Here is a 17,085-nt window from a genome sequence, read left to right on the forward strand (position 1 = left end):
CGACGCGTATTCAAATTGTATTAAAGAGGCCGCCCCGGCATTGCGGGGCGGATGTCGACTGCCCGCCGGGGCATGGCAAGGCGGGCATTGTGATTACGATCGCCGGGCCGGATCGTCCAGAACGGGTACGTCCTGATGGTCGCTGTTGTCGTGATCACTGTCATTGACCAGCGGCACCCCCGAAATCCGCCGCACCACCACGTAGAACAGCGGGATGAAGAAGATCGCCAGCACCGTGGCCGTCAACATACCGCCAAATACCCCGGTACCGATGGCGTTACGCGCACCAGACCCCGCGCCTGTGCTGATCATCAGTGGCGTGACGCCCAGCATGAAGGCGAGGGAGGTCATCAGGATCGGCCGCAACCTCATATGCACCGCTTCCAGAGTGGCCTTGAGCAGGCCCCGGCCTTTTTGTTCAAGCTCCAATGCAAATTCGGCGATCAGGATCGCGTTCTTCGCTGACAGGCCGATGGTGGTCAGCAGGCCCACCTGGAAGAAGACATCGTTATCCAGACCGCGCATGGTGGCCGCCAGTACCGCACCGAGAACCCCCAGAGGCACCACCAGCAACACCGCAAACGGGATCGACCAGCTCTCGTACAGGGCTGCCAGACACAGGAAGACGATCATCAACGACAGGGCGTAGAGCGCGGGCGCCTGGTTGCCGGACTCACGCTCCTGATAGGAGAGGCCGGTCCATTCGAAGCCGAAACCTTCAGGCAAGTCGCGGGTCAGTTGCTCCAACGCATTCATTGCGTCACCGGTACTGAACCCCGGTGCGGCGTTGCCCTGAATATTCACCGATGAGACGCCGTTATAGCGTTGAAGCTGCTGCGGGCCATAAGTCCACTCGCCCGTGGAGAAACTGGAGAATGGCACCATATCGCCCTCACCGTTACGGACATACCAGTTGTTGATGTCGTTCGGCAGCATTCGGTAGGGTGCATCGGCCTGCATATACACCCGCTTGATCCGGCCGCGATCAACAAAATCGTTGACGTAGCTGGAACCCCAGGCCACCGCCAACGTGGTGTTGATGTCTTCCAGCGAAACGCCCATTGCCTTGGCTTTCTGGCGGTCTACATCCAGCCGGTATTGCGGGGCATCGGGCAGGCCGTTGTAGCGCACCTGCACCATCGCCGGATCCTGGTTGGCCTTGCCCAACAGGGTGTTGCGCGCTTCAACCAGTGCGTCGTGCCCCTGACCCGCCCGGTCCTGTAGCTGGAAGTTGAAACCACTGGCGACACCCAGCGCCGGAATCGACGGCGGGTTGAGGGCAAAAATGATGGCCTCACGCACCTGCGAAAAAGCACCCATGGCCCGGCCGATAATGGCACCGACGCCATCCTCGGTCAGATCCCGATCCTCCCAGTCTTTCAGACGCACAAAGGCGAGGCCGGAGTTCTGGCCCTGGCCTGCAAAACTGAAGCCTGCTACCGAGAACATCGACTCCACAACGTCGGATTCTTCTACCAGGAAGTGATGCTCCATTTTCTTGAGCACGTCGATGGTCTGCTCCTGGGTAGACCCCACCGGCAACTGGACCTGGGCCAGCAGAATCCCCTGATCTTCATCCGGCAGGAAGGCGGTGGGCAGACGCATAAAGCTGTAGCCCAGCGCCAGCACTATCAGCAGATACATGAACAGGTAGCGGCCACGACGTCCGAGGATTTTTTCCACCCGCCCCTGATAGCGTCCGCTGGCGCTCTCAAAGCTGCGGTTAAACCAGCCAAAGAACCCACCCTTGGTGTGGTGGTCGCCCTTGTGTGGCTTGAGCATGGTGGCGCACAGGGCCGGCGTCAGGATCATCGCCGTCAGTACCGACAGCACCATCGCCGACACAATGGTGATCGAGAACTGGCGGTAGATAGCGCCGGTTGAGCCGGGGAAGAAGGCCATGGGAATAAACACTGCCGACAGCACCAGCGCGATGCCAACCAGTGCGCCGGTAATCTGGCTCATGGATTTACGGGTGGCCTCTACCGGCCCCAGCCCCTCTTCAGACATTACCCGTTCAACGTTCTCAACTACGACAATCGCATCATCCACCAGCAAGCCGATGGCGAGCACCATGCCGAACATCGTCAAGGTGTTCACTGTGAAACCGAAGGCGAACAGAACACCGAAAGTGCCCAGCAGAACCACCGGCACCGCGATGGTCGGAATCAGCGTAGCCCGGAAGTTCTGGAGGAACAGGTACATGACCAGGAACACCAGGATGATGCCTTCAAACAGGGTCTTTGCCACTTCTTCAATCGAGATTCTGACGAACGGCGTGGTGTCGTAGGGGTAGCTCACCTGCATCCCTTCCGGGAAATAGGCACTGAGCTCGTCGATACGGGCGCGGATGGCGTTGCCTGTGTCCAGCGCGTTCGCACCGGTCGCCAGGTTGATCCCCAGACCCGCCGCCGGCTGGCCGTTAAAGCGGCCCTGTACCGCGTAGTTCTCGGCACCCAGCTCGATGCGCGCGACGTCTTTCAACAGCACCTTTGAGCCATCAGCTGTGACTTTCAGCAGAATGTTGCCGAACTCTTCCGGCGTTTCCATCAGGGTCTGGACCACGATGGACGCATTCAGTTGCTGATCGTCGACTGAGGGCGTCCCCCCCAACTGGCCACCGGCGACCTGATTGTTCTGAACCTGGATCGCGCCGATCGCGTCCGCCGGAGTGAGGTTGAACTCGGTCAGTTTGTTCGGGTTAAGCCAGATTCGCATCGAATACTGGGCACCGAACAATTGCACCTGGCCCACGCCCTGGGTTCGACTGATAGCATCCTGAATGTTGGCGGCGACATAGTCCGACAGGTCAGCCCTTGTCATGGTTTCGTTTTTGTCGGTAAAAGCCGCCACCATCAAAAAGCTGTCAGATGATTTGGTTACCTGCACACCTTGTTGCTGCACAACCTGCGGCAGGCGGGGCGTTGCCAGTTGCAGCTTGTTCTGCACCTGTACCTGGGCAATATCCGGATCGGTGCCTGCGGCGAAGGTCAGTGTCACCGAGGCGTTGCCCGAGGAATCACTGGTCGAGGCCATGTAGAGCAGGTTGTCGATACCGTTCATTTCCTGCTCGATCACCTGGGTTACCGAGTCTTCCACCGCTTCGGACGAAGCACCGGGATAGTTCGCCGATATGCTGACTTCAGGCGGCGCAACGGTAGGATACTGCTCCACCGGAAGGGAATAAATCGCCAGGCCACCGGCCATCATCATGATGATGGCGATAACCCAGGCAAAGATCGGTCGGTCGATAAAAAAATGCGCCATCAGATCAGCCCTGCCCTGCGTCTGCCGGTGCGGACGAATCGGTCCCGGTCTTTTGCGCGTTCACATCAACCGGCTTTACCTGTGCGCCCGGGCCGATCTTCTGCAGGCCATCCACAATCAGGCGATCGCCTTTTGCCAGTCCGTCACGAATCAGCCAGCGATTGCCGACTGCTTTCTCGGTCACGACCTTACGCTTTTCAACCTTATCGCCTTCGCCGATGACCATTGCTGTAGCCTGGCCACTGGGATCGCGGGAAATCCCCCGCTGCGGCACCAGAATAGCCTGTTGCTGTTCACCCTGAGGCAATCGCGCGCGTACGAACATGCCGGGAAGCAATTCACCATTCGGATTGGGAAACAGCGCCCGCAAGGTGACAGAACCGGTGTTTTCGTCGACCGAAAATTCGGAGAACTGCAAGGTGCCTTTCTGGTCGTAGGTTTTGCCGTTTTCATCGACCAGGGTAACGGCCGCCTTATCTTCACCCAGGGTTTCGAGCTGACCCTGCTCCATTGAATTACGCAGTGCCTGCATATCAGCGTAGGACTGAGTCAGATCCACATAAATGGGATCAAGCTGACGAATGGTGACCAGTGAGGTGGCCTGATTAGCGGTTACCAGCGCACCGGCTGTCACTGCCGAGCGCCCGATACGACCGCTGATCGGCGCCTTGATGGTGGTGTACTCAAGGTTGATCGTGGCCGTTTGCACCGCGGCTTTTCCCGCCGCAACCCGGGCCTGGTTTTCACTCAGGGATGAACGCACTTCATCCAGATCCTGCTGACTCACTGCGCCGCTTTTGATCAGTTTTTCGTAGCGATCCGACTTCAGCTGCGCGGTCTTGAGGGTTGCCTGTGTCGAGGCCAGATCTGCCTTGGCGCTCGCCAGTGAGGCCTGATAGAGCTTGTCATCAATCTGGTAAAGGGCATCGCCGGCTTCTACGGTGTTGCCTTCGTTAAACAACCGCTTTTCCAGAATACCGGTGACCTGGGGCCGGACTTCAGCCACCTGATAAGGCGATGTACGGCCCGGCAACTCGTTTACCAGCGTAAAGGCTTCAGGCTCGATGGTGATGTAGCCGGCTTCCGGAGCAGGGCGAGCACCGCCACTCTGGGCTGGCGCTTCAGAATCACTGCAACCTGCCAGCAGGGCTGCCAAAGTCAGCGTGATCAAGGGGGGCAGGAAGGCATATCGCATGGGCAGAAACCTCTATATCAACAGGTGCAGGTCAGGCCGGAGCACTTCAGCCAAAACCGGGGGCAACACAAAAGGGATGACTGCAATCATACATACATTCTAGAATGTATGTATAGTGACAAAAGTATGATCATTAATAGTAGGAGCAGTGATGGCGCGCCGCACGAAAGAAGACGCAAATAAAACCCGGGAACAGCTTATTGATGCTGCCGAGACGGTCTTCCACGCCAAAGGCGTTTCCAGCACCTCGCTTAACGACATCGCCAACGAAGCCGGCGTCACCCGTGGCGCAATTTACTGGCACTTCAAGAACAAGCACGACATTTTCGAGGCCATGATCAGCCGGCAGGAAATGCCACTCGACATGATGCGATCCATGGTCGAAGACCCAGAAGCCCCCGACCCTTTGGGTCGGCTGAAGTCCTTTTTGTTGTTCATTACGCGGGAAATTGCACGCGACAAACGCCGCCGCCGGGTTTGCGAGATCATTTTTCAGAAGTGTGAGCTGATTGAAGCCAACGAGCCACTGGGGACTCGTCACCGGCAAAACTTTGTCGAAGGGGCCGCCCGGCTGAGCACGATCATGCAGAATGCGATTCGGCGGGGCCAGTTGCCGGCGGACCTGGAGATCGACCGGGCCATCGTGCATCTGCACGTTCAGCTTACCGGTCTGATTTATATGTGGCTGTTGCTGCCCGACTCGTTTGACATGGAACAGGAATCCGAGCGGGCGATCGAAACCTACTTTTACTCTCTGCCCTGCTGCTTCAGCAAAAGCGGAGGCGCCTCGCACTAACGCTGGTGCCAGTCTTCCGGTCGCGGCACCAGACAGACGAAGAACAGCCCCCAGACCAACGCCCCCACACCAATCCAGAATGCGCTTTCCAGCGTGCCGCCAACATCCAGCCACTGCTTGGCCAACCAGGGCCCCGCCATCTGCGCGAAGGCATAGAGTGCGACTGTCGCCGCCGACAATCGCGGCCCCTGATGCGGATGCAATGCCCGGGCGAGTCGCTGGGTAAGCAGCACAGTCCCCAGAAAGGTGCTGCCAACCAGTGCGGCACACAGCACGATACCCACAGGCCCCGGCCACACCACTGCGGCCAGCACCCCTAGCAACTGAATACCATAGTTGATCCGAATCGCGAGCACATCGCCGATCCGGGCGCCCAGATGATTCCAGATGTAGGCCGAAGGAATGGTCACCAGCGCCACGATCAGCCAGGAGCCGTCAATCAGCCAGTCACCGGCCGGGAGCTGCATTTTGGCCAGCAGCGGCAGGAACGTCATCGGCAGGATGTAGCCCAGTCCGGCGCCAGCGTATGACAGGAACAAGGGGGTGCTGGCGCGATCAAACAGGGGTGTTTTGACGATATCCGTGCCATCGTCGTTTTGTTGCCTGACCGGCACATCCAGTTTGCTCAGGCGATGCCAGCCCCACCAGGCCAGCGGTATGGACAGCAGGGCAGCAGGCCACCAGCGATCAGGACCGCTCAGCCACGACGCCGTAAACGACACCAGAGCGCTCGAAACCAGCAACCCCAGGCCTACACCCAGATACACCAACCCGCTCAGCGAAGCGCGATTACGCAGCACCAGCCATTCCAGAATCAGCGCAGGTGCCTGCACAAACACTGTTCCGTTCGCCACACCATTGAGCCAGCGCACGGTGTCCAGCACTGCCACATTTTCAATCTGGGTTTGCAATAAGGTGGTGATGACGTGGACACACAGGGCCAGCGGCAACATGAAGCGGATGTGATCAACCCGATGCCAGCGGATCGCCAGAATCGCGCCCATCAGGTAACCGAGATAATTCCAGGTGGCGAGCGCTGCGCCCTGCTGGGCGTTCACCAGGCCGTCATCTACCAGATAGGGTAATAGCGGGGTGTAGATGAACCGCCCAAGGGTATGCACCACCAACAGGATGGCCGCGCCGGCGGCGATCACCATCAACAATTCACGGGACGATGCTTTTGAAGGGGTGGGGGCTGCCATGGAGAACCTGTGTTGGTTATTCAATCGGCCCGCAAGTCTAGCACCCGGCGCTGGGTTTAAAAGTAGCGATACTACCGACCCGGTATCAGGATGATGTGCGCTGGCGATTTTCCAGCGCCCAGGCATAAATCTTTTCGAAGATTTCAGCGACCGCTTCAGGCTTGAACGGCGGCTGCAGGATAGCCGTCATTTTGCCCTCAGGGTTAATCAATGCGATATGGGCACTGTGATCCACCAACACCTCGCCATTGGCCCCTTCACGGTGAACAAATACCCCATTCAGGTCTTGCGCCAGCGCGCGCAGGGTATCGATATCACCGGTTAAGCCCATAAACGGCTCACCGAAGAAATTGAGGTATTCCTCCAGGCGCTCGGGGGTATCCCGCTCCGGATCACCGGAAATCAGCAGGTACGCCGGATCGGGCAGGTCATCAGGGATAGCCTTGTCTGCACGGTTCAGCATCGACAGGGTAGCGGGGCAAATATCCGGGCAATAGGTATAGCCGATAAAGGCGAAGGTCCAGTGCCCCTTGAGCGCATCTTCGTGGACCGTATTGCCCTGATCATCGGTCAGCGTGAACGGGGTTATCGGACGTGCTTCGTCGTAGACGTAGGCATTCAGAGTGCTCAGATCGGGCGCCGGCTCTGGCGCCTCGGCCTCCGGAACCAGCAGCACCTGCCGGGCCACCATCATGCCAATGACGGCCGCCACCACCATAATCAGAATGATCAGTGTGCGCCGGATGGCGCGTTTCGACGTTCCCGGTGGTGTCTGAGCCATGCGTTCCTCGCGATCTAGAAATAGACGTAATGATCAACCAGCAGGAAGACAAACAACAGCATCAGATAGCTGATGGAATATTTAAACGTATCCATCGCAAGCTTGCGGTTGTCTTCCCGGATAAGACGAATCGAATAATGCAGAAAACGCAGCCCCAAAACCACCGCGCCCACCAGATAGATGCCGCCGGACATGCCGGTGACGAACGGCAACAAGGTCGCGGCCAGCAGAATCAGGGTGTAGAGCAGAATGTGCAGCTTGGTGTAGCGCTCACCGTGGGTGACCGGCAGCATCGGAATACCGGCCTTGGCATACTCTTCCTTGCGGTGAATCGCCAGCGCCCAGAAATGCGGGGGCGTCCAGGCGAAAATGATCAGCACCAGCAACAGCGCATGTCCTTCAACCTGATTGGTGACGGCAGTCCAGCCCAACAGCGGCGGCATGGCGCCGGCAATGCCGCCGATTACGATGTTCTGCGGTGTGGCGCGCTTGAGGAACAGGGTATAGACACCGGCATACCCCACCAGTGACGCCAGCGTCAGCCAGGCGGTCAGGGCATTCACCTGCCACACCAGCACCAGCATGCCGGCAAGGGCCAGTGAAAGGGCGAAAACAAGCGCCTCGACCGAGGATACCTTGCCAGTCGCAACCGGACGTTTGCGGGTACGGGCCATGATGGTATCGATTTTGTGATCCACCACGTGGTTGACCACGGCAGCCGCGCCCGCCAGGAAGGCGATCCCCATATTACCGAACACAAATACCGTCCAGTGGGGAATTCCGGGGCGTGCCAACAGCATGCCGATAACGGTTGTCAGCATCATCAATGCGACCACCTTGGGCTTGGTCAACTCCAGGTAATCTCGCCATGTGACTGGCTGGGAAACCGAAGCAGCGCCGTTGTGAGTCGTATCGGTCATGCAGGAACCTCCTGATCGAGTGTTTGCCCGGCGGGGGCGCGGCGCGGTAGCCGAAGCGGGTGCAGGCGCCATAAAAGATTGATCACGGTCAGCAGCAGACCGGCGCCGAGCGCATTGTGCGCCACCGCAACGCCCAATGGAATGTGAAACAGGATATTCGCCATTCCCAACATCACCTGCGTCAACAATACGCCGCCACTGAGCAATACCCAAGGGCCGATGGATGTCTGACGGGCCTGTCGCCAGAGCAATACCAGTAACGCCCCCAGATACAACAGAACGGTCATTGCCCCGATTCTGTGACTGACATGGATCGCCACCCGGCCATCAGCATTGAGCTGGCCGCCCAGATAATTGGGGCCCACTGCCTGAGTCACATCAAAACCGTGGCGGAAATCCATATCGGGCCACCACTGGCCCTGACAGGTCGGCAAATCGGTGCAGGCCACCGCAGCATAGTTGGACGTGGTCCAGGCACCCAGACCAATCTGCATAATCACCAGAGCCAAACCACCGAACAACCAAGGACGGAAACGGGCCAGCGCCCTTGCTTTGGCTACATCCGGTTGTAGCACCTTGCCTCGCAGGCGCAAAGCCAGCAGGCACAACAGACTGAGCGTGGTAAAACCACCCAGCAGATGAAGCGACACCACCTGGGGCCACAACTTGAGGGTGACCGTCCACATCCCGAACGCCCCCTGCAGCACCACAAAGCCGGCAATAAACAACGGCAGCTTCAGCGGCAGTTTCTCCCGGCGATGCCAAACGGCATAGCCGGCTATCGCAAACACCAGCATGCCCAATGATGCCGCCGCATAGCGATGGATCATTTCCGGCCAGCCCTTGGTGGTATCCACCGGCGCTTCCGGGAAACGGGCTTCTGCGATCGCAATATGTTCGGTTGATTGCGGCACGCTGAGGAAACCGTAGCAGGTGGGCCAGTCGGGGCATCCCAGGCCGGCATGAACCAGTCGCGTCCAGGCGCCCAGCATTACCACAACCACCGTCAGCAACGTCGCGATCAGTGCCAGCCGGCCCATGAATCGACGATGCTGTGCTGCTCGCGCCTGTGTTTCGGTCATCGTTAACCTATCTGTGACAGTTTCATCAGGTGTTTAAGATCTTTCAGAATGGCTTTGCCTTCGTACTCCGAACCATACCGGAGCATGATATTGCCAAACGGATCAATTACATACAGTTGCGGCGTCTGTTCAATACTGATGCCGCCCGGCCAGCTTTCAGGGCCGGTCGCTCCGGAGCGCAACAACGGCATTTCCGGGTAACCGGAAAGATCCGCTGGTGGCGTTTTCAGATAAGCTGCCCGCCGCATGCGCTCCTGGTTCTTGCCCAACGCGATGTTCACTTGTCGGGCCAGATAAATCAGTTGTTCACAATCCTGCTGACAATCGCCCGCAGCCACTACCATCATCCAGGTCGGCGCTTCGACATCCGGTCCGAAGCGATCTGCAAACGGCTGGCCGTCCGCTTCCGTCAGTGCCAGTGACGACACCGGAACAGGCGGCTCCACCAGGATTCCGTTACTGCTAATGCCCTCGGGATTCAACCAGCCGGTGTAGTACATCACGGTGGCGAGAACCAGTGGACCAAAGCCAACTGCAAACAGTAGCAGTGCAGTACGACGACCGCGTCGGACCTGCGCCGGTGTTGGCGCATCAGATGATCTTCCGCCGTCTGTTGAACGCTGTTCAGCCATTGTGTTGGTCATCCTGTTGATCCATTTTTTGTTGTTCTGGCTTACGAAAACTGGCGATGAGTGTCAGTACAGTCAATACGGCCGCCAGCGAGAACCATTGCACGGCGTAACCGTAATGCGTTGCGGGCCCCATGAAATCGGGTGTCCAGTCAGCACTATAGGCGCCCGGCTGATCATCACCCTCGAGTTTCAGCAGTATGTCGGTCGCGCCTGGCACCTCGCGCTGGACAACATTCGGCTTCAAAGATTGTACCCGCCTTGGCCAGCCGGCTTCATCCGGGGTTTCCGCGAGAACAGGTGGCGTCGGGTAGGCAGCCGCACGGGCCGTGACAATAACGGATTCGGACGGCGTTGTGATCTCCGGTAGATCGCGCCGCAAGCGTGGCGCTGCAACCCAACCCCGGTTGATCAGCACCGGCGGTCCCGCAACCGGATCAAAAACAGTGAGAACTTCGTAGCCATTTTGCCCATTGCGGGTCCGGTTATCCAAGAGCCAGTCATGACCTGCGCGATATCGCCCTTCGAGTTGAACGGGTTGGCCGGGGGTTATCCCGCGACTGACGGCAGTGGCCCAGGGAAGAGAATCGAGCTGCTGCTCCCACTGCGTCAGCAGTTTTTCCTTGTCGTGTGCACGGCTGATCTGCCAGCTGCCCAGCCCGACCAGCAACGGGAAAAATATCCCTGCAAACAACCATAAACGCCAGTCCGGGCGCCATTGTCGTACTACCCGCTTTGGTACTGTCCCCTCAGACATGCTTTGCTATAGTGACCTCATTGCGGATATTGAGTTGCGGAGTGGTAGCCATGCTGAAAGTGTTGATAGTAATCCTGCTACTGGCGGTCGTCGTGAGCTTGTTCAGCGGTCTGTTTTTTTTGATTAAAGACGAAGGCAAATCAACCCGGGTGCTCAATTCGCTTATTGTCCGGGTTGGTCTCAGCCTGGCGCTGGTGGCGTTGATCATTATCGCCATGTGGCATGGAGATATATCCCTTAACCCCACGCCATAGCCGCATTCGTTAGAGGATGTAGACGAATACAAACAGCCCCAGCCAAACCACATCCACAAAGTGCCAGTACCAGCTGGCCGCCTCAAACCCGAAGTGCTTCTCCGGAGTAAAGTGCCCCTTGGTGATTCTGATCAGCATGATGGTGAGCATCAGCGTTCCCAGAATAACGTGCGCGCCGTGAAAGCCGGTCAACATGAAGAAGGTGCTGCCGTAAATCCCTGATTGCAGGGTCAGATCAAGATTGGTGTAGGCATCGACGTATTCTTCGGCCTGAAAGGCGACGAAGGCGATGGCCAACACAATGGTCGCCGCCAGCCAGATTTTGAGACGAACGCGGTTGTCTTTCTTGAGCGCGTGGTGCGCCACCGTTACGGTGAACGATGACGTCACCAGCAAAATGGTGTTCACCAGCGGCAGGTGCCAGGGATCAATCACGCCAGAGGGGGCCGGAAAGGCCTCCGCATCCGGATTCTGCAGCAGCGGCCAGGTTGCCTGAAACCCTTCCCACAGCATGTTGCTGCTGCCACGGTCGCCTTCGCCACCGAGCCAGGGTATGGCGAAGGTCCGGGCGTAAAACAGGGCCCCGAAGAATGCGGCGAAGAACATGACTTCCGAGAAAATAAACCAGCTCATCCCCCAGCGGAAGGAGCGGTCCATCTGCGGGCTGTACAAGCCGTCGCGACTTTCCTTGATCACACTGCCAAACCAGCCAAACAACATGTAGGCCATGATCAGCGACCCGATCATGAATATCACCCAGGCCGTGGTGGTGGATTCGCCCGCTGAGCCATCCACCATAATGGAACCGAGGCCGTACATGGTGACCAGCAAGCCGACGGTGGCAATAATCGGCCATTTGCTCTGTTCCGGAACGTAATATGTCTGCTCTGTTGCCATGGCAGCCTCCGACGGCTTATCCGTTATTCGTCATTTTTGTTGTCGTTGTGCTGACTTGTTTTGCGTCTTTCGGTTCTTCTCCCATCCGTTCCTGATCGTATAGCGTGTAGGACAGGGTCAGGGTGTGGATCTCTTCGGGCAGATCGCGATCCACGATAAAAACGAGCGGCATATCAATAGACTCGCCGGCTGCCAGTGTCTGCTGGTTGAAGCAGAAGCACTCGGTTTTGTGGAAAAACAGCACGCCTTCTGAAGGCGCCAGACTTGGTACCGCCTGGGCGGTCATTCCCCTACCGGTGTTGTTCTGCGCGACGAAGGTGACATGAGTCGATTCGCCGGGATGCACCGTGATACTGGTTTGCGCTGGCCGGAACGTCCAGGGCATATGGGGACCGTTCTGGGCGATGAACTGGACTTTAACCGTCCGGCTCATATCCGCCTCAGCGGTTGTGGTTCCTTCATAGCGCCCACCGGTTTTACCGTTGATCCCCGTAATGTCGCAGAACACGTTGTACAGCGGGACCAGCGCGAAACCGAAGGCGAACATGCCGAACACCCCCGCAATACACCAGCCGACTACCTTGGTGTTGGACCGTTTTGCCGTCGTCATCATTAGCCTCCGGCGCGCCGCGCTGCTCTATTTGACTTCAGGCGGTGTTGAGAAGGTGTGGTAAGGCGCCGGCGAAGGCACCGTCCATTCCAGTCCCTCTGCACCATCCCAGGGTTTGGCGGCGGCTTTTTCGCCGCCCCGTGCGCACTTCACCACGATGAACAGGAACAGCAACTGGGTGCTGCCAAACATAAACGCGCCGATGCTCGAGACCATATTGAAATCGGCAAACTGCAGCGCGTAATCGGGTATCCGCCTTGGCATGCCCGCCAGCCCCAGGAAATGCATCGGGAAGAAGGCCAGGTTCATACCAATAAATGACATCCAGAAGTGGGTCTTGGCCAGCGTTTCGTCGTACATGTTGCCGGTCCACTTGGGCAACCAGTAATAGGCCGAGGCGAAGATACCGAAGATAGCACCTGGCACCAGCACGTAGTGGAAGTGAGCTACGACAAAGTAGGTGTCGTGATACTGGAAATCAGCCGGAGCGATGGCCAACATCAAACCGGAGAAACCACCAATGGTAAACAGGATGACGAAGGCAATGGAGAACAGCATGGGCGCTTCAAAGGTCATTGAACCACGGAACATGGTGGCAACCCAGTTGAAGACCTTCACCCCTGTCGGCACGGCGATCAGCATGGTGCAGTACATAAAGAAGATTTCACCGGCCACCGGCATGCCCACGGTAAACATATGGTGGGCCCAGACCACGAATGACAGCAGGGCTATCGCACCTACTGCGTACACCATCGAGGCATAACCGAACAGGCGCTTGCGTGAAAATGCAGGAATGATCTCGGACACGGCACCGAACGCCGGCAGGATCATGATGTACACCTCGGGATGACCGAAGAACCAGAACACATGCTGGAACAGCACCGGATCCCCACCGCCCGCGGCGTTAAAGAAACTGGTACCAAAGTTGATATCCATCAGCATCATGGTGACCACACCGGCCAGAACCGGCATAACCGCAATCAGCAGGAAGGCTGTGATGAGCCAGGTCCAGACAAACAGGGGCATTTTCATCAGGGTCATGCCCGGCGCCCGCAGGTTAAGAATGGTCGCGATCACGTTGATGGCGCCCATGATCGAGGAAATCCCCATCATGTGGATGGCGAAAATAAAGAAGGTGGTACTCGGCGGCCCATAGGTCGTCGACAGCGGCGCGTAGAAGGTCCAGCCGAAGTTGGGGGCACCACCCGACATGAACAGGGTTGAGATCAGCAGCGCAAACGCGGCTGGCAGAATCCAGAAACTCCAGTTGTTCATTCGCGGCAGCGCCATGTCGGGCGCACCAACCATCAACGGAATCATCCAGTTTGCCAGGCCAACGAAGGCCGGCATCACCGCGCCAAACACCATGATCAGGCCGTGCATGGTGGTCATCTGGTTAAAGAAGGCCGGCTCGACAATCTGCAGCCCGGGCTGAAACAGCTCGGCCCGGATCACCATCGCCATGGTGCCGCCCAGCAGGAACATGGTGAAACTGAATATCAGGTACATAGTCCCGATATCTTTGTGGTTGGTTGTCAGCAACCAACGCTTGAAGCCCTTCGCCGGACCGTGGTGATGGTCCTGGTCGTGACTGTGATCGTGGGTATCAATGACCGCACTCATGGTGAACCCCCGTAAGCCGCCTGTTGTTATTCTTGGCGTTTAATGTCGTCCGGACCACAAACAGAAACCGGTTCTGTCTGTGGCCTCCTGATTCAATTGTTATCCACACTGCCGGTTACTGCTGCGCGTTTTTGTAGTCGAGAATCTGCTTGGGCGTCACCATTTCGCCAGTGTCATTACCCCAGGCATTCCGCTCGTAGGTGATGATTGCCGCCAGATCCACTTCGCTCAGCTGCTTTCCGAAAGCCTGCATCGCTGTGCCGGAGACACCGTTGACCACGATATCCATGTGCTCCTCAACCGGTCCGGTGGCCACAGCGCTGCCCTTGAGAGCCGGGAATGCCGGCGGTGAACCGGAACCGTCCTGCTGGTGACAGGCGGCACAAGTGGTGTCGTAGGCTTTTTCGCCGCGCGCCATCAGCTCTTCAAGTGTCCAGTCCTTGCTGGTGAGCTCCCGTTCCTTTTCGGCCATCGCGACCTGTTCCGCTACCCACTCGTCGTATTCCTCCTGCGGCACCGCTTTCACCACAATCGGCATAAAGCCGTGATCCTTACCGCATAGCTCCGTACACTGGCCGCGGTAAATACCGGGCTCGTCGATACGGGTCCAGGTCTCATTGATAAAACCGGGAATCGCGTCTTTCTTGACGCCCAGCGCCGGCACCCACCAGGAATGGATGACGTCGTTGGCGGTCATCAGGAAACGCACTTTTCTGCCAACAGGCAACACCAGCGGCTTATCCACTTCAAGCAGGTAGTTTTCGTTCTTCTCGGCACGGTTATAGATTTCGTCACGCGGGGTCGACAGTGTCGAGAAATAGCCAAACTCTTCGTTGATGAAATCGTAACGCCACTTCCACTGATAACCGGTGACCTTGATATCCACTTCCGACTCATCGGTGTTGTACATATCAAGCAGCGTGATGGTGGCCGGAATCGCCATGACAACCAGTATGGCAAGCGGAATAATGGTCCAGAGAATTTCCACCCAGGTATGCTCATGGAAATTGGCGGGCTTGTAGCCTCTGGATTTTCGGTGGGCAAAGATCGACCAGAACATCACCCCGAATACCACGATGCCGATGGCAACGCAGATCCAGAAGATGGTCATATGAAGACCAAAAATATCGCGGCTTACGCCGGTGACCCCGGGGGTCATGTTGACTTCCCAGTCGGCCAGAGCCAACTGAGACAGCGTGAGTCCGGCCATCAGGGAACCGACTCGCAATGCCTTCTTGCGCATACCGTGTCTCCACAGAGTTTGTTCTTGTCGTCGACACGACCTCGCCTGAAGCCGTGTTCCGTGAGCTTTGGGCACACGATACACGACCTTGCCTGCGTGGGCGGCCTGCATGTTCTGCGTGACACTTCCTGTGGGAAGCGTTGCTTCCCTTGCCCTCCGGTTTGCGCGACCTCGCACGTACGCGCAACATTGAGCTGGAAGTCTTTTCACGGATAAGAAGTCAGGGAAGATCCTGTAAGCTAACGATACTTCAGGGCTTATTCGATGACTCCAAGGGTCAGTATAGACAGAGGTTGAGAAAAGTCTCAAAAGATTGCTTAAAATTTAGACGCATTAAAAATATCGTTTTATTCCCGGTTAGCATAACCAACTAATTAGAGGCTCGTGTTTTGCGGATTAACGCACTGGACTACCGGCTCTGGCAACTGGCCTGGCCCCTGATGCTGACCAACATTACCGTGCCGCTGCTCGGTCTGGTGGACACCGCTGTGCTGGGCCATCTTGAAAGTCCCGAATACCTGGGCGCGGTGGCGATAGGCGGTAACCTGTTCAGTATTCTTTACTGGACCTTCGGCTTCATGCGGATGGGCACTACCGGCCTTGCGGCACAGGCATTCGGACGCCGTGATGCTTTCGCCCAGAGTGCTTTGCTGGTGCGTTCACTGCTGATGGCCACCGCTATTGGCCTGGGCCTTATCCTGCTGCAACAGCCGTTGATCCGAATTGGCCTGAGCCTGATGGGCGCAAGTGAGGATGTCACCCGATTGGCGAGCGAATACGCCAGTATCCGAATCTGGAGCGCGCCGGCGGTGCTCTGTCAGTACACATTGGTGGGTTGGCTGATTGGCACCCAGTATCCTCGCGGTCCCATGTTGATGCTGATACTGGCCAACAGTCTTAACATGGTGCTCGATATTCTGTTTGTTACCGTCTGGGGCTGGAACAGTCAGGGGGTTGCCGTGGCAACAGTGATGGCTGAATACTCCGCTACCGGCCTGGGGCTCTGGCTGGTGTGGCGCAGACGGCCACTCGACCTGCGCTTTGATCGCCAGCTTCTGGGCGTGATAGCCGACTACCTCGCAATCCTGCAGGTCAACCGATACATCCTGGTGCGCACGGTGCTCCTGCTACTATCAATTGCCTTCTTCACGGCTCAGGGAGCCCAGCAGGGTGACACCGTGCTGGCCGCCAATGCGGTGCTGATTACGTTTCTGATGCTGATATCCAATGGCCTGGATGGCTTTGCCAACGCGGCTGAAGCCCTGGTGGGCGAAGCCATTGGTCAGAGACACCGGGAGCAGTTTGGCGAGGTCTGCCGAACAGCACTGCGCTGGTCGTTATGGGGGGCATTGCTGTTCACCTTTATTTTCGTCGTCGGTGGCGACCTGATCATCAGCCTGTTGACCAGCATTCCGGAGGTGGTTGTCACCGCCAAGGTCTATATACCCTGGATCTGGGCCATGCCGTTCGCAGCCGTCTGGGGCTTTCTGCTGGATGGCATCTTTATTGGCGCCACCCGCACCCGCGACATGCAGAACACCATGCTGCTTGCCACCATCGGCGTGTTTTTGCCCGTCTGGTGGCTCACCCAGAGCTGGGGCAATCATGGGCTCTGGTTTGCGATGCTGAGCCTGATGCTGGCCCGGGCAGCCGGCATGGGCTGGCTGTTCTTCCGCCACAGCCGTCACGATCGCTGGTTCACCCGGAGCAATCCCACTACCGGAATTAACCAGACTTAACAATTAGAGACGGGACCTTTGCCTCGCCGGCCGAAATTCTCAACTACACTGAAATTGATTTCTGTAGTCATGGTTTCGAGTCTCTATGGG

Annotated in this window: 15 protein-coding genes; 3 read left to right on the forward strand and 12 right to left on the reverse strand. The window is 57.6% G+C overall.

From position 1 onward, the window contains the following. Positions 1–93 precede the first annotated feature (93 nt). Both ACUN9X_RS02520 and ACUN9X_RS02525 read right to left on the reverse strand, forming a co-directional pair. Entirely contained in the window at positions 94–3,267 is a 3,174-nt protein-coding gene (locus tag ACUN9X_RS02520) for an efflux RND transporter permease subunit (RefSeq protein ID WP_445472098.1), read from the reverse strand. 4 nt (positions 3,268–3,271) lie between these two features. Then, positions 3,272–4,462 carry an efflux RND transporter periplasmic adaptor subunit gene (locus tag ACUN9X_RS02525; protein ID WP_445472099.1) on the reverse strand — a complete coding sequence of 397 codons (1,191 nt, stop codon included), beginning with the start codon at positions 4,460–4,462 and terminating at the stop codon, positions 3,272–3,274. Positions 4,463–4,613: 151 nt separating this feature from the next. On the opposite strand from ACUN9X_RS02525, the gene ACUN9X_RS02530 reads away from it, so the two are divergent. Next, complete coding sequence (locus ACUN9X_RS02530; protein WP_260039255.1) at positions 4,614–5,258, forward strand: TetR family transcriptional regulator; 645 nt, start codon at positions 4,614–4,616, stop codon at positions 5,256–5,258. Here the strand turns inward: ACUN9X_RS02530 and ACUN9X_RS02535 are convergent. The 6 genes from ACUN9X_RS02535 to ACUN9X_RS02560 form a co-directional block, all read right to left on the reverse strand. Further along, positions 5,255–6,460, reverse strand: a complete 1,206-nt coding sequence (locus ACUN9X_RS02535; RefSeq protein WP_260039253.1) for a YbfB/YjiJ family MFS transporter — start codon at positions 6,458–6,460, stop codon at positions 5,255–5,257. The two genes, ACUN9X_RS02530 and ACUN9X_RS02535, sit on opposite strands and share 4 nt — an antisense overlap. Positions 6,461–6,545: 85 nt before the next feature. Beyond that, positions 6,546–7,241 (reverse strand): SCO family protein, encoded by a 696-nt coding sequence (locus tag ACUN9X_RS02540; RefSeq protein WP_260039252.1) that lies wholly within the window; start codon positions 7,239–7,241, stop codon positions 6,546–6,548. A 14-nt stretch (positions 7,242–7,255) separates the two neighbouring features. Further along, entirely contained in the window at positions 7,256–8,161 is a 906-nt protein-coding gene (cyoE, locus tag ACUN9X_RS02545) for a heme o synthase (RefSeq protein WP_445472100.1), read from the reverse strand. Further along, a complete protein-coding gene (locus tag ACUN9X_RS02550; RefSeq protein WP_260039249.1) occupies positions 8,158–9,243 on the reverse strand; it encodes a COX15/CtaA family protein in 1,086 nt (361 codons plus the stop codon). The genes cyoE and ACUN9X_RS02550 overlap by 4 nt, the downstream gene beginning before the upstream one ends. Before the next feature lie 2 nt (positions 9,244–9,245). Next, positions 9,246–9,875, reverse strand: coding sequence for a hypothetical protein (locus ACUN9X_RS02555; protein WP_445472101.1), 630 nt, complete (start codon positions 9,873–9,875; stop codon positions 9,246–9,248). Then, positions 9,868–10,629 carry an SURF1 family protein gene (locus tag ACUN9X_RS02560; RefSeq protein WP_445472102.1) on the reverse strand — a complete coding sequence of 254 codons (762 nt, stop codon included), beginning with the start codon at positions 10,627–10,629 and terminating at the stop codon, positions 9,868–9,870. Before ACUN9X_RS02560 ends, ACUN9X_RS02555 begins: the two co-directional genes overlap by 8 nt. Positions 10,630–10,679: 50 nt before the next feature. Between ACUN9X_RS02560 and ACUN9X_RS02565 the strand changes: the two genes are divergently transcribed. Then, positions 10,680–10,883, forward strand: coding sequence for a twin transmembrane helix small protein (locus tag ACUN9X_RS02565; protein WP_260039245.1), 204 nt, complete (start codon positions 10,680–10,682; stop codon positions 10,881–10,883). A 9-nt stretch (positions 10,884–10,892) separates the two neighbouring features. On the opposite strand, the gene ACUN9X_RS02570 is transcribed toward ACUN9X_RS02565, so the two are convergent. The 4 genes from ACUN9X_RS02570 to coxB form a co-directional block, all read right to left on the reverse strand. Beyond that, positions 10,893–11,780, reverse strand: coding sequence for a cytochrome c oxidase subunit 3 (locus ACUN9X_RS02570; RefSeq protein ID WP_260039243.1), 888 nt, complete (start codon positions 11,778–11,780; stop codon positions 10,893–10,895). 16 nt (positions 11,781–11,796) lie between these two features. Next, positions 11,797–12,390, reverse strand: a complete 594-nt coding sequence (locus ACUN9X_RS02575) for a cytochrome c oxidase assembly protein (RefSeq protein ID WP_260039275.1) — start codon at positions 12,388–12,390, stop codon at positions 11,797–11,799. Positions 12,391–12,417: 27 nt separating this feature from the next. Continuing rightward, on the reverse strand, positions 12,418–14,013 hold the full coding sequence (gene ctaD / locus ACUN9X_RS02580; RefSeq protein ID WP_445472103.1) for a cytochrome c oxidase subunit I: 1,596 nt from the start codon (positions 14,011–14,013) through the stop codon (positions 12,418–12,420). Between the two features lie 115 nt (positions 14,014–14,128). Next, entirely contained in the window at positions 14,129–15,256 is a 1,128-nt protein-coding gene (gene coxB / locus ACUN9X_RS02585; protein ID WP_445472104.1) for a cytochrome c oxidase subunit II, read from the reverse strand. Between the two features lie 440 nt (positions 15,257–15,696). On the opposite strand from coxB, the gene ACUN9X_RS02590 reads away from it, so the two are divergent. Beyond that, the gene (locus tag ACUN9X_RS02590; RefSeq protein ID WP_445473168.1) at positions 15,697–16,995 is read left to right on the forward strand and encodes an MATE family efflux transporter; all 1,299 of its coding nucleotides are present in this window, start codon (positions 15,697–15,699) and stop codon (positions 16,993–16,995) included. Positions 16,996–17,085 lie beyond the last annotated feature (90 nt).

It is taken from the genome of Marinobacter sp. V032, assembly GCF_052645435.1.